General features: G+C 63.3%; 13 protein-coding genes. 9 read left to right on the forward strand and 4 right to left on the reverse strand.

Annotated elements, in window-relative coordinates; translation table 11 throughout:
- Positions 1–138 precede the first annotated feature (138 nt).
- On the forward strand, positions 139–1,389 hold the full coding sequence (locus tag KMZ29_RS16610) for a cyclopropane fatty acid synthase (RefSeq protein ID WP_215620243.1): 1,251 nt from the start codon (positions 139–141) through the stop codon (positions 1,387–1,389).
- A gap of 109 nt (positions 1,390–1,498) precedes the next feature.
- Here the strand turns inward: KMZ29_RS16610 and KMZ29_RS16615 are convergent, their stop codons facing one another.
- The gene (locus KMZ29_RS16615) at positions 1,499–2,053 is read right to left on the reverse strand and encodes a GNAT family N-acetyltransferase (protein ID WP_215620244.1); all 555 of its coding nucleotides are present in this window, start codon (positions 2,051–2,053) and stop codon (positions 1,499–1,501) included.
- A gap of 134 nt (positions 2,054–2,187) precedes the next feature.
- On the opposite strand from KMZ29_RS16615, the gene KMZ29_RS16620 reads away from it, so the two are divergent.
- Positions 2,188–2,646, forward strand: coding sequence for an RpiB/LacA/LacB family sugar-phosphate isomerase (locus tag KMZ29_RS16620; RefSeq protein WP_215620245.1), 459 nt, complete (start codon positions 2,188–2,190; stop codon positions 2,644–2,646).
- Here the strand turns inward: KMZ29_RS16620 and KMZ29_RS16625 are convergent.
- Entirely contained in the window at positions 2,643–2,783 is a 141-nt protein-coding gene (locus KMZ29_RS16625; protein WP_215620246.1) for a hypothetical protein, read from the reverse strand. The two genes, KMZ29_RS16620 and KMZ29_RS16625, sit on opposite strands and share 4 nt — an antisense overlap.
- Before the next feature lie 209 nt (positions 2,784–2,992).
- Here KMZ29_RS16625 and KMZ29_RS26885 point away from each other — a divergent pair, with 209 nt between their 5' ends.
- From KMZ29_RS26885 to KMZ29_RS16640, 4 genes are all read left to right on the forward strand, one after another.
- Positions 2,993–3,115, forward strand: coding sequence for a hypothetical protein (locus tag KMZ29_RS26885; RefSeq protein WP_256442489.1), 123 nt, complete (start codon positions 2,993–2,995; stop codon positions 3,113–3,115).
- 249 nt (positions 3,116–3,364) lie between these two features.
- On the forward strand, positions 3,365–4,867 hold the full coding sequence (locus KMZ29_RS16630) for a replicative DNA helicase (RefSeq protein ID WP_215620247.1): 1,503 nt from the start codon (positions 3,365–3,367) through the stop codon (positions 4,865–4,867).
- 48 nt (positions 4,868–4,915) lie between these two features.
- Positions 4,916–6,163 (forward strand): alanine racemase, encoded by a 1,248-nt coding sequence (gene alr / locus KMZ29_RS16635; RefSeq protein ID WP_215620248.1) that lies wholly within the window; start codon positions 4,916–4,918, stop codon positions 6,161–6,163.
- A 141-nt stretch (positions 6,164–6,304) separates the two neighbouring features.
- A complete protein-coding gene (locus KMZ29_RS16640; protein WP_215620249.1) occupies positions 6,305–7,594 on the forward strand; it encodes a hemolysin family protein in 1,290 nt (429 codons plus the stop codon).
- Between the two features lie 287 nt (positions 7,595–7,881).
- Here KMZ29_RS16640 and KMZ29_RS16645 read toward each other — a convergent pair whose 3' ends face one another.
- Positions 7,882–8,280 (reverse strand): type II toxin-antitoxin system HicB family antitoxin, encoded by a 399-nt coding sequence (locus tag KMZ29_RS16645; protein WP_215620250.1) that lies wholly within the window; start codon positions 8,278–8,280, stop codon positions 7,882–7,884.
- A gap of 5 nt (positions 8,281–8,285) precedes the next feature.
- Positions 8,286–8,474 carry a type II toxin-antitoxin system HicA family toxin gene (locus tag KMZ29_RS16650; RefSeq protein WP_215615945.1) on the reverse strand — a complete coding sequence of 63 codons (189 nt, stop codon included), beginning with the start codon at positions 8,472–8,474 and terminating at the stop codon, positions 8,286–8,288.
- Positions 8,475–8,715: 241 nt separating this feature from the next.
- Here KMZ29_RS16650 and radA point away from each other — a divergent pair, with 241 nt between their 5' ends.
- From radA to purF, 3 genes are all read left to right on the forward strand, one after another.
- The gene (radA, locus tag KMZ29_RS16655; RefSeq protein WP_215615944.1) at positions 8,716–10,191 is read left to right on the forward strand and encodes a DNA repair protein RadA; all 1,476 of its coding nucleotides are present in this window, start codon (positions 8,716–8,718) and stop codon (positions 10,189–10,191) included.
- A 160-nt stretch (positions 10,192–10,351) separates the two neighbouring features.
- A complete protein-coding gene (locus tag KMZ29_RS16660; RefSeq protein WP_215620251.1) occupies positions 10,352–10,981 on the forward strand; it encodes a CvpA family protein in 630 nt (209 codons plus the stop codon).
- A 32-nt stretch (positions 10,982–11,013) separates the two neighbouring features.
- Entirely contained in the window at positions 11,014–12,522 is a 1,509-nt protein-coding gene (gene purF / locus KMZ29_RS16665; RefSeq protein ID WP_215624308.1) for an amidophosphoribosyltransferase, read from the forward strand.
- Positions 12,523–12,532 lie beyond the last annotated feature (10 nt).

Raw genomic sequence — 12,532 nt, forward strand, 5'->3', positions numbered from 1 at the left:
TGTGCACAATGCACTAGCGCCCCCGGAACATCGCTACTATCATTGCGTTGTCACGCTCCCGGGAGCCTCTCTCCGGCGGCGTCGCGTGTGACGGCCGGCACGTTAACCTCGTTGGGATCGCTCCGTTTGGTGGTTTCGATGGACCGCTTGTTGCGTTACTTCCTGAGTCAGTTCATTCGCCGCGGCTCGATGAGCTTCACGACCGCGAGCGGGACGAAATTTACCTGCGGCGACGGCACCGGCGAGCCGGTCTCGGCCCGGTTCCTGACTGCCGACGCCGAGCGCCGGATTCTCCTCAACCCTGAGCTGGCGCTGGGCGAAGTCTACATGGACGGCACATTCGTCGTCGAGAATGGCTCGATTGCGGATGCGCTGGCGATCCTGATGGATCAGCCCGACATATTGCCGCGCAATGCCAAGCTGCAATGGTGGCTGCGTTACCTGCTCAGACACATCAGGCAATTCAATCCGCGCGGCCGGTCCAGGGATAACGTCGCGCACCATTACGATCTCGATGGCCGCCTTTACGCCCTCTTCCTTGATGCCGACAAACAATACAGCTGCGCCTATTTCGAAACACCTGACGCGACGCTCGACGACGCCCAGCTCGCCAAGAAGCGCCATCTCGCCGCCAAGCTGTTGATCCGGCCCGACGACCGCGTGCTCGATATCGGCTCCGGCTGGGGCGGCCTTGGCCTCTATCTGGCCGAAATGACCGGCGCCAGCGTCACCGGCGTGACGCTATCGACCGAGCAATTGCACGCATCGAACGCCCGCGCAGCCGAGAAGAACCTGACGTCATCGGCGAAGTTCTTTCTCGAGGATTATCGCGACATTCCGGGCCCGTTCGACCGCATCGTGTCGGTCGGCATGTTCGAACATGTCGGCGTCGATTTCTACGAGACCTATTTCCGGCGCTGCGCCGAGCTCCTCACCGATGACGGCGTGATGGTGCTGCATTCGATCGGCCGCTCGGAGGGGCCCGACGCTACCAATCCCTGGATCACGAAGTACATTTTCCCCGGCGGCTATATCCCCGCATTGTCCGAGGTGACCCGCGCGATCGAGCGTTCCGGACTGCTGGTATGCGACGTCGAAATTCTGCGGATGCATTACGCGGAAACGCTGAAAGCGTGGCGCGAACGTTTCGCGGCGCGGCGGGAAGAAGCCGTGCGGCTCTATGACGAGCGCTTTGCGCGAATGTGGGAGTTTTATCTCGCATGCTCGGAAATGTCGTTCCGCAAGCAGAACATGATGAACTTCCAGATCCAGCTCACCAAGCGTCAGGGCGTCGTGCCGATGACCCGGGACTACATCACGGGCGAGGAAGCCAAACTGCGCGGGATCGAGCCCGGCAAGCGGCCGCGCCTACAGATCGCGGGCGAATAGGTTCTGGGGCGTGAATTCATAAGCCCGCCTTCGATAGCTTGCCTGCTTTAGAAGCGTAAGCAGCCGTCACTCACCACTGGCGACACTTCAGGAATGTGTCAGGACAAAGCTATCGGCACAATTCCCGTCGCATAACATGCCGACGAGTTCCTGCTCGGCCGACCTCACGAAATCCTGCTGCTATAAACGTCTGTACGTATCCCATAAAACGATAGCTGGGCGAGTCTGGATCAACGGGATACGCTTCGACAACGGTCGCTCCACGCTTCTCGGCGCTCTGCACCGCTGCTTCGATGACTTGTTTCGTCAGTCCCTGTCCGCGCAACTCTCGACGAATGAAAAAGCAAACCAACGACCATACTTGTTCAGGACGTTCGCCAGCGTCGTTCGGACCGCCAAGGTCACGGTATGTTGGCCTGGGGGCGATCGAGCACCATGCAACGGGCTCACCTTCGGAATAGCCGAGCAACCCGATTGGCATGTCATCGCTGACATACTGCTGTATTGCAGCTTTCCGATCTGGACCCTTAGTGGTTTTGGCACCGGCTCTCCACACCATGCACCAGCAGTTTTTTGGTCCACCCCGGCTCTCGAACAAGCGCTCGAAATCTCCCCAGCGTGCAGCATCTACTTCGTGATACTCAAGATTATGCATGCGCTTCATGATCACGAATCTCCTCATTCGTGCAATCAATGTAACCGGGAAAAGCCCGCTGCCGAGCAGCGAATTGCCGAGCTGAATAGAAAGCTGGGTGTGTAGTCGCTACCATCGGCGATTGATTGATGGGGGGGCAACGAATGACCGACGAAGACGAGAGGGCGCGTTTAGAACGCATAGTAGCCATTGCCTCGATCACGGGGGGTTGCCCCCTCAAAGAAGCCCTGAAAGTCGCTTTGCCCGATGTGAAGTGGCTGGATTTGGGCACAAATAGCGCCGATTCCGTCGACTATCCCGATTTCGCCGGCAAGCTGGCCGATGCCATCAAGGCCGGCAAGGCCGGACGCGGCATTCTGGTCTGCGGATCGGGCATCGGCATTTCGATCGCCGCCAACCGCCATGCGCATATCCGTTGCGCGCTTGCGCATGATGTCACGGGCGAGCGGCTGTGCCGCCAGCATAATGACGCGAATGTTTTGGCGATGGGCGGACGGTTGATCGGCGAAGCGGTAGCGAAAGAATGCGTCGAAGTGTTCTTGAGCACGAAATTCGGCGGCGGTCGCCATCAAAAGCGCGTCGATAAACTGGGTTCCTGTTAGTTGCGCAGGCTGAAATGGGATCCGTGGTGCGCCCAGGGCGCCGCCGGACGCGAAAGCTGCGCGTGAAAAGCCGCCAGCACCGAACGATCGCAGGGGGACTTGCAGCTGGAAACCTCTTCCATGGCGTCGATCAGCATCGACAGCCAGGCTGTTTCGCCGCCTGCCGACGGCCAAGGTCTCGAAGTCGGTAGCTGCTGACCCATTGCGATCCCTTGCACCCTCTCCCAGCCCGTCCCAACCAATCCGGACGCCGCCAAGACGTTCCCGCCGACCATGGCCTGAAGAAAATTAACCGAGTGTGACCTGTTTCACATAAGATTTGGCCGGGCTGCCCTAAACGTCCGGAATGGCCCGGAAAACCTACCCATCATCGTTCGATCCGCACGCCGACATCGGCACCGACTACGCCTTGATCGCCACCGGCGTTGGCGCTGCCGTGGTCGCGCTGATCTATCTCCTCCTGATCTGAATCAGCGGCGGAGCGCACGTCGCCCGCTTCGGGTGAGTATGCCGCGCGCGGGATAAGGTTCACGCCGCGCCAAGTTTTCCGGGAAACCCGTCAAGCGGAATGCGTCCGCGTCGGGTTTCATCCACTAAAAAATATCAGAATCGTGCATAAGGGACGAAGCGGCTTCCACTGTGAGCGGGAGTGGCGCTTTATTCGCGCCCCGCTTCGAAGAATCCTAAAACGACCCCAATCCGAAGAACAATCCAGCCTATGGCCCTGACTGATTCGAACGTCCTCAAGCTTGCGCCCGATCCGGGCACTCCGGCCTATCGGAGCGCACCGCACAATATCGAGGCGGAGCAGAGCCTGTTGGGCGCGATCCTGGTCAACAACGACGCCTTCTACCGGGTTTCGGACTTCCTCGAGCCGCGGCACTTCTTCGAGCCGATCCACCAGACCATTTTCGAGACGGGCGGCAGCCTGATTCGGATGGGCAAGGTCGCGACCCCCGTCACGCTGAAGACCTTCCTGCCGGCCGACACCGACATCGGCGGCATGACGGTCGGCCAATACCTCGCCCGCCTCGCCGCCGAAGCCACCACCATCATCAACGCCCAGGATTACGGGCGGACGATCTACGAACTGGCGCTGCGCCGCGACCTGATCCGGATCGGCGAGGACATGGTCAATGTCGCCTTCGACGCGCCGGTGGATTTTGCGCCGCGCGCGCAGATCGAGGATGCCGAGCGCAGGCTCTATGAACTGGCGGAATCCGGCCGCTATGACGGCGGCTTCCAGCGCTTCGCCCAGGCCCTTACCGTCGCCGTCGACATGGCGGCCAAGGCATTCCAGCGCGACGGCAAATTGTCGGGCATCGCAACGGGCCTGCGCGATCTCGACACCAAGATGGGCGGCCTGCAGGCCTCCGACCTGATCATCGTCGCCGGCCGTCCCGGCATGGGCAAGACCGCGCTCGCCACCAACATCGCCTACAACGTGGCGAAAGCGCATCGCGCCGAAATCCAGGCCGACGGCACCATGAAATCGGTCAATGGCGGCGTCGTCGGCTTCTTCTCCTGCGAAATGTCGGCCGAACAGCTCGCCACCCGTATTCTCGCCGAGCAGACCAGCATCGCCTCCAGCACGATCCGCCGCGGCGGCATCACCGAGAGCGACTTCGAAAAGATTCGCGACTACTCGATCGAACTGCAGTCGCTGCCGCTCTATGTCGACGAGACCGGCGGCCTGTCGATTTCGCAGCTCACCGCGCGCGCCCGCCGCCTGAAGCGGCAGAAGGGCCTCGATCTGATCGTGGTCGACTACATCCAGCTGCTGCAGGGCTCGGGCAAGCGCGGCAACGACAACCGCGTGCAGGAAGTCACCGAGATCACCACCAGCCTGAAGGCGCTGGCCAAGGAACTCAACGTTCCCATCATCGCGCTGTCGCAGCTCTCGCGTCAGGTCGAAAGCCGCGACGACAAGCGCCCGCAATTGTCGGACCTGCGCGAATCCGGCTCGATCGAGCAGGACGCCGACGTCGTGATGTTCGTCTATCGCGAGGAATATTACCTCGCCAACAAGGAGCCGCGCGTCGGCACGCCGGAATACGAAAAGTGGCAGCTCGACATGTCGCTGGTGCACGGCAAGGCCGAAGTCATCATCGGCAAGCAGCGCCACGGCCCCACCGGCACGGTGGAACTGGCGTTCGAGGGCCAGTTCACCCGCTTCAGCGATCTCGCGCAGGACAGCCATATGCCGGCGCAGAGCTACTGACCCGGCCTGCCCGGTTGAACCGCCGCAGGCCTGTGCGTAAAGTGCGGCATGAACATCGTGTCCGATCCGAAATCGATTCCGGGAGGCTCCGTCCTCTCGCCTGAGGCGAACCAGGCGGCGGCGCTGGCGACCTTCCCCGGCGTGCTCACCGTCGATCTCGACGCCATCATCGCCAACTGGAAGAAGCTCGAGAAGACCGCGGTGCCGGCCGAATGCGCCGGCGTCATCAAGGCGAACGCCTATGGCTGCGGCGCCGGGCCGGTGGCGCGCGCGCTCGCCGCCGCCGGCTGCAAGACCTTCTTCGTGGCGACCCTCGATGAAGCCCGCGCGGTCCGCGCGGCAGTGCCCGCCGTGGCGATCTATGTGCTCGGCGGCTTCTTCCAGAACACCGGCGATGCCTACGCCAAGATCGACGCCAGGCCCGTGATCGGCGATCTCAACGAGCTTGCGGAATGGGACGTGTTTTGCCGCCGCTCCGGCTGGGCCGGGGGTACGGCGATTCACATCGATACCGGCATGAACCGGCTCGGCCTGACGGTGACGGAAGCACAGGGTATCATTCCACGCATCAACGCCGGCGATCACGGCATCACGCTGGTCATGAGCCATCTCGCCTGCGCCGAGAGCCTCAATCATCCGACCAACGCCCGGCAGCTCGCGGCCTTCCGCGAGATCGCCAGCCTGTTTTCCGGCGTGCCGGCATCGCTGTCGAATTCGTCGGGGATCTTCCTCGGCGCGGCGTTCCAGTTCGACATGGTGCGGCCGGGTGCGGCGCTCTACGGCGTCAATCCGACGCCGGAGGCCGATAACCCGATGCAGCCGGTGGTCGAACTGAAAGCCCGCATCGTGCAGATCCGCAACGTCGACAAGGGCGAGACCGTCGGTTACGGCGGCACCTGGACCGCGCGGCGGCCGACCCGGCTCGCGGTCGTCTCGGCCGGCTATGCCGACGGCTATTTCCGCGCCGGCAGCAGCAATGACGGCACCCGCGGCGCCGAGGTGATGGTCGCGGGCAAGCGCTGCCCGATCGCCGGCCGCATCTCGATGGACCTGATCGCGATCGACGTCACCGACCTCGAGAAGAACGCCGCGCGGCGCGGCCACATGGTGACGCTGATCGGCGAAGGCATCACCGTCGATGAACTCGCGCACCATTTCGGCACCATCGGCTACGAGGTGCTGACCAGCCTCGGCTCGCGCTATGCGCGGATCTACAAGGGCGGTGCGACGACCAGCGAAGCGGCGGCCGAGCCGGCACCTGCGACGACCGAGGCACCCCCTACGACACCGGCCTGACAAACTTGCCGGCGGTTTTCGCGACCGGTTTTCTGGTATGTCCGCCATGAATACCTATATTCGCTATGATGCCCGGCCGCCCGGCGGGGGCAGGCAGATTTCGGGATCGTCTTGTACTGATCCCGCTTACGAAGGCTGAACGTGCTCTACCTGGAACTCGGGATCGTCACGGTCCTGATCGTCGTCAATGGCCTGCTCTCGATGTCGGAGCTCGCCATCGTTTCCGCGCGGCCCGCGCGGCTGGCAGCACTGGTCGAGAAGGGCGTCACCGGCTCCCGCCGGGCCCTCGCTTTGGCCTCCGACCCCGGCAAGTTTCTCTCCACCGTGCAGATCGGAATCACGCTGATCGGCGTGCTGTCCGGCGCCTTCTCCGGCGCGACGCTCGGTCAGCGCCTGACCGCGTGGCTGACTGAAGCCGGACTATCGCAGGGTCTTGCCGACGCGATCGGCGTCGGCAGCGTCGTCGGTGTCATTACCTACGCTTCGCTGATCGTCGGCGAACTGGTGCCGAAGCAGATCGCGCTGCGCGATCCCGAGGCGATCGCGGTCAGGGTTGCGCCGGCGATGATGGGGCTGGCGAAGGCATCATTGCCGCTGGTGTGGCTATTGGACCGGTCTGGCAAGCTGCTGCTCTGGCTGCTCGGCCAGCGGGGCGCGGCGGAAGAAAAAGTCAGCGAAGAGGAAATTCGCACCCTCGTCGTCGAAGCCGAGAATGCCGGGGTGCTGGAGCCCGGCGAAAAGGAGATGATCGCCGGCGTGATGCGGCTCGGCGACCTGCCGGTCGGCGCCGTGATGACGCCGCGGCATGAGGTGGACCTGATCGACCTTGCCGATCCCGACACCGAGGTGGCGACCACGATCCTGAACAGCAATCACTCGCGCTTCCCGGTATTCGACGGCAACCGCGACAATGCGCTCGGCATCGTCAATTCAAAGGATCTGCTCGACGCCTTCCTGTCGGGACAGACGCCGGATATCCGCCAGCTGATCCGCGAGGCGCCGATCATTCCGGAGAGCGTCGACGCGCGCGACGTGGTGGCTATCCTGCGCGAATCGCCGGTGCATATCGGCCTCGTCCATGACGAATACGGCACCTTCCAGGGCGTGGTGACGGGCGCGGATATCCTGGAAGCGATCGTCGGCGCCTTTCACACCGAGGAAGGACCTGCAGAGGCCGCCTTCGTGAAGCGCGCCGACGGCTCCTACCTGATCTCGGGCTGGATGCCTGTGCTCGAATTCGCCGACCTGCTCGGCATCGTGCTGCCGTCGTCGCGGCCGTATCAGACCTTTGCCGGTTTCCTGCTGCAGGAATTCGGGAAAATTCCCGGCGTCGGCGACAAGGTCGAAGCCGGCGGCTGGCGGTTCGAGATCGTCGATCTCGACGGGCGACGGATCGATAAGGTGCTGGCGAGCCGGGTGGAGGGGGCGTAGGGCGGCCCAAGCAATGCTTGAGGCCAGCCCTTCCGCGCTGCGGAACGCGGCGCTGTCACCATGTTGGACTCCTGTAGCGCGAAGTGGGGTGCTCTCGATTGGGTAAAGCCTCGCCATTCGCCGCCTGCCCTCACTCCTCCCGATGCCTGGAAACTTCCTTGCGGTGCACCAAATGCGACGGACCAAGACCGAGCGAGATTCTGCGCCAGTGAGCACTCGAAGGCGAAGAATATGGCAAAGAAAAAGCCCAGCAAGTGAGCCGGGCTACTTCTCAAAAGCAGTTTAGATCAGGCGGCCTCAAGCATCGCTTTTTTGGCGGCCTGAGTTAGGAAGCCAGATCTGGAAAGCCCGTGCGCCTCTGCATATTTGTCGATTTGCTCCAAGATATCACCGGGCAAGGTCACGTTTACCCGGACAACCTTGGGTGCCTCAGTCTTCGCTGCAACCAGGATTGCGACGCCGGATTGATTGTCTGGATCGGCCATAACGTCTTCAAGGCTGGAGGGTTCGGGGATGGCTTCTCCATCCTCGACCAAACCTTCAATATGAAAGGCTAGGGCTTCTTCTGCCATAGCTCGGGCGTCATCCAGTGTGGTCCCGGCGGTAGCAACACCCGGGAAGTCTGGAAACGATACGCCAAAGTGGCTGTCTGCTTCTTTATGGATAAGACCAATATACTGACCCATGGCTCTTACCTCAGTTTAAGACCCGATTGCTTTTCGATGCTTTTGAGTGTCCCGACCGGGATATCTCGTTCAGGGTGCGGAACGGTTACGCGGCCCTTTTTTCGAGGGTGCTTGAATTGAACGTGGCTTCCCTTCCGGGCGACCTCATGCCATCCATCCCTTTGAAGGGCCGAGATAATTTCCCGACTTTTCATGGTGTGTATTAATACACATCAATTCTGGGGTGTCAACGGATGGTTGAACCAACGGCTCCTACCCAGTCCGGCAATATTTCACGCATTTGGGCTTTGGCTACCCACCAGGCAGGAAGCTCCGGGCGGGCCTCAGCTCCTTCCGTGTCTGGAGTCGACAGAACAAAATAAGAACATAAAGTCAACCCTTGCGATTTTCGTGCTATGAAACCTCCAGCAATCCTCGGCGACTCACCCCCTCCCCATGGCCAAATCCACCCTCTCCTTCGTCTGCCAGAACTGCGGCGCGGCCTTTAACCGCTGGCAGGGCAAGTGCGAGTCCTGCGGCGAGTGGAACACGCTGGTCGAGGAGGACACGACGGGTGCGACCTCGATGCCGGTCTCGATCCGCTCGAAACGCCGGGGCCGGCTGTTCCAGTTGGAGAGCCTGACCGGCAAAAGCGCGGATGCCCCTCGCCTGCCCTCGGGGATGGCCGAACTCGATCGCGTCACCGGCGGCGGTTTCGTGCGCGGCTCGGTGCTCTTGGTCGGCGGCGATCCCGGCATCGGCAAATCGACGCTGCTGACGCAGGCGACCTCCCTGATGGCGCGGGCCGGCCATCGCGCGGTGTACATTTCAGGCGAAGAGGCGGTGGCGCAGGTGCGGCTGCGCGCCGAACGGCTCGGGCTTGCCGACGCGCCGGTGCAGCTCGCGGCGGAAACCTCGGTCGAGGACATCGTCTCCACGCTGTCCGAAGGCAAGGTGCCGCGCCTGATCGTGATCGACTCGATCCAGACGATGTGGACCGACACGGTCGAGTCTGCGCCCGGCACGGTGACTCAGGTACGCGCCTCGGCGCAGGCGCTCATAAGATTTGCGAAGAAATCCGGCGCCGCGATCATCCTGGTCGGTCACGTGACAAAAGACGGCCAGATCGCGGGGCCGCGCGTGGTCGAGCACATGGTCGATGCGGTGCTGTCGTTCGAGGGCGAAGGCTCGCAGCAGTTCCGGATTTTGCGCGCGGTGAAAAACCGCTTCGGCCCGACCGACGAGATCGGCGTGTTCGAGATGACGGGCCTCGGCCTGCGCGAAGTCTCCAACCCTTCCGAGCTGTTTCTGTCCGAGCGCGATCTCGGCAGTCCGGGCACCGCCGTGTTCGCAGGGATCGAAGGCACCCGCCCGGTGCTGGTGGAATTGCAGGCGCTGGTGGCGCCGACCACGCTGGGCACGCCGCGCCGCGCGGTGGTGGGCTGGGACCCGAGCCGGCTGTCGATGGTGCTGGCGGTGCTGGAGGCGCATTGCGGGGTGAAGCTGTCGGGCTACGACGTCTATTTGAACGTGGCGGGGGGCTTGCGGATCCAGGAACCGGCCGCCGACCTTGCCGCCGCCGCCGCCCTGGTGTCCTCGCTGGTCAATGCGCCGCTGCCGACGGATGCGGTCTATTTCGGCGAGATTTCGCTGTCCGGCGCGGTCCGACCGGTGGCGCAGACCTCGGCGCGGCTCAAGGAAGCGGCCAAGCTCGGCTTCGGCCGCGCGATCCTGCCCGAATCGGCGCGCGGCGAGGTCGGCGGCGACGCCGGGCTCTCACTCAACAGCGTCGGCGGGTTGACCAGCCTGGTCGCGGATATCGCCGCCCGCGGCACGCCAAGAGGAAATCGGGAGGGCAACCGCGAGCCCCGGGAGGGCGCCGCGGCGGAGAAAAATGCCACACCCCAAAGATTCCGGCGTCAGGAAGGCTAGCCGGGCGTGACGGCACCTGCCCCCGCCGCTATACAACCCGCGCGCAAGGCGGGAATAGCGCGATTTCCGGCCTTGCGGGACGCCCGATATGACCATCACTTAGGGCGGCACCGACGTTGCCGATTCGCGGTTTGAACTTACGAGCGGACCTGACCAGCCGATGCCGATAACGATACTCGATCTCGTCCTGCTCGGGGTGATGCTGATCTCCGGCCTGCTCGCGATGGTCCGCGGCTTCATGCGGGAGATTCTCTCGATCGCGGCGTGGGGCGCCGCGGCACTGGTGACGCTGTATTCGTTCAGCAAGCTGCTGCCGACCGCCAAGACCTATTTCAACAACGATACCGTGGCGAGCGTGGTTGTGGTCGCCGGCGTGTTCATCGGCACCCTGATCGTGGTTTCCATCGTCACGGTGCGTATCTCCGACATGATCCTGGATTCCCGGATCGGCGCGCTGGATCGCACCCTCGGCTTCCTGTTCGGGCTGGCGCGGGGCCTCCTGATCGTCGTGGTGGCCTTCCTGTTCTTCTCCTGGCTGGTTCCGGACAAGCAGCGGCCGGATTGGATCACCGGGGCCAAGTCCCGGGTGGTGCTGCAGGGAACCGGGGATTGGCTGATGTCGCTCTTGCCGGATGACCCTGAGAACACCATCTTGAAGAGATTCAAGAAGAATAAACTAGACGATGAGCAAACTGACGCCGACCAGGCAGCCCCGGCCGGCAGTGACGGCTATAGTAAACCTGCCCGCGACAGCCTGAAAAAGCTGATCGAGAAACCCGCGGCACGTTGATTTTGGCCCCAGAGAGAGGCGCGATGGACGAGATGAAAAACCCTTCCGATCCCGCCCCCCACCCTGACCTCACCCCCGCAGCAATCGAGCTGCAAGACGACCTCGAAGGCGACACGCTACGCGAGGAATGCGGCGTGTTCGGCATCTTCGGTCACCCGGAAGCCGCCGCCATCACCGCGCTCGGGCTGCACGCCCTACAGCATCGCGGCCAGGAGGCCGCCGGCATCGTCTCCTTCGATGGCACCCGCTTTCATTCCGAGCGCCGGCTCGGCCTGGTCGGCGACACCTTCTCCCGCCGCGAGGTGATCGAGCGCCTGCCCGGCAGCCTCGCCGTCGGCCATGTCCGCTACTCCACGACCGGCGCCACCATCCTGCGCAACGTGCAGCCGCTGTTCGCCGAGCTCAATGCCGGCGGCTTCGCGGTCGGCCACAACGGCAATCTCACCAACGGGCTGACCCTGCGCCGCGAACTGGTGCGCAACGGCGCCATGATGCAATCCACCACCGACACCGAAGTGATCCTGCATCTGGTGGCGCAGTCGAAGCGCGGCCGCTTCATCGACCGCTTCATCGAAGCGCTGCGCGCGATCGAAGGTGCCTATTCGCTGGTGTCGATGACCAACAAGAAGCTGGTCGGCGCCCGCGATCCGCTCGGCATCCGCCCGCTGGTGCTCGGCGAGCTCGACGGCTGCCCGATCCTGGCGTCGGAGACCTGCGCGCTCGACATGATCGGCGCGAAATACGTCCGCGACATCGACCCCGGCGAAATCATCGTGTTCGATGAGCACGGCGCCGAAAGCCACAAGCCGTTCCCGCCGAAGCCGCCGCGGCCCTGCATCTTCGAATACATCTATTTCTCGCGGCCGGATTCCATCGTCGGCGGCCGCTCGGTCTATGAAGTCCGCAAGGCCTTCGGCGCCCAGCTCGCGCGCGAAAGCCATGTCGAGGTCGACGTCGTGGTGCCGGTGCCGGATTCCGGCGTGCCCGCCGCGGTCGGCTACAGCCAGCATTCCGGGGTGCCGTTCGAACTCGGCATCATCCGCAACCATTATGTCGGCCGCACCTTCATCCAGCCGACCCAGAGCGTGCGCGAGCTCGGCGTGCGCATGAAGCATTCGGCCAACCGCGTCGCGATCGAAGGCAAGCGCATCATCCTGATCGACGACAGTCTGGTGCGCGGCACCACCTCGAAGAAGATCGTGCGCATGATGCGCGACGCCGGCGCCAGCGAAGTCCACTTCCGCCTCGCTTCGCCGCCGATCCTGTACCCCGACTATTACGGCATCGACCTGCCGGACCGCGGCGGCCTTTTGGCTGCGACCCACTCGCTGGAAGAGATGCGCGAGATCATCGGCGCTGATTCACTGGCGTTCCTGTCGATCGACGGCATGTATCGCGCCATGGGCGAACCCGGCCGCGATCCCGCCAATCCGAAATTCTCCGACCATTGCTTCACCGGCGCCTATCCGACCCACCTCACCGACCAGACCCAGACCGAGCCGCAGCCCCGGCAATTGTCGCTGCTGGCGGAAGCGAGCTAGCTGTCGTCCC

The organism is Bradyrhizobium sediminis, assembly GCF_018736085.1.
Classification (GTDB): domain Bacteria; phylum Pseudomonadota; class Alphaproteobacteria; order Rhizobiales; family Xanthobacteraceae; genus Bradyrhizobium; species Bradyrhizobium sediminis.

Coding starts and splice junctions, on each gene's coding strand:
- KMZ29_RS16610 (WP_215620243.1), top strand. CDS start 139: ATGGACCGCTTGTTGCGTTACTTCCTGAGTCAGTTCATTCGCCGCGGC.
- KMZ29_RS16615 (WP_215620244.1), bottom strand. CDS start 2,053: ATGAAGCGCATGCATAATCTTGAGTATCACGAAGTAGATGCTGCACGC.
- KMZ29_RS16620 (WP_215620245.1), top strand. CDS start 2,188: ATGACCGACGAAGACGAGAGGGCGCGTTTAGAACGCATAGTAGCCATT.
- KMZ29_RS16625 (WP_215620246.1), bottom strand. CDS start 2,783: ATGCTGATCGACGCCATGGAAGAGGTTTCCAGCTGCAAGTCCCCCTGC.
- KMZ29_RS26885 (WP_256442489.1), top strand. CDS start 2,993: ATGGCCCGGAAAACCTACCCATCATCGTTCGATCCGCACGCCGACATC.
- KMZ29_RS16630 (WP_215620247.1), top strand. CDS start 3,365: ATGGCCCTGACTGATTCGAACGTCCTCAAGCTTGCGCCCGATCCGGGC.
- alr (WP_215620248.1), top strand. CDS start 4,916: ATGAACATCGTGTCCGATCCGAAATCGATTCCGGGAGGCTCCGTCCTC.
- KMZ29_RS16645 (WP_215620250.1), bottom strand. CDS start 8,280: ATGGGTCAGTATATTGGTCTTATCCATAAAGAAGCAGACAGCCACTTT.
- KMZ29_RS16650 (WP_215615945.1), bottom strand. CDS start 8,474: ATGAAAAGTCGGGAAATTATCTCGGCCCTTCAAAGGGATGGATGGCAT.
- radA (WP_215615944.1), top strand. CDS start 8,716: ATGGCCAAATCCACCCTCTCCTTCGTCTGCCAGAACTGCGGCGCGGCC.
- KMZ29_RS16660 (WP_215620251.1), top strand. CDS start 10,352: ATGCCGATAACGATACTCGATCTCGTCCTGCTCGGGGTGATGCTGATC.
- purF (WP_215624308.1), top strand. CDS start 11,014: ATGAAAAACCCTTCCGATCCCGCCCCCCACCCTGACCTCACCCCCGCA.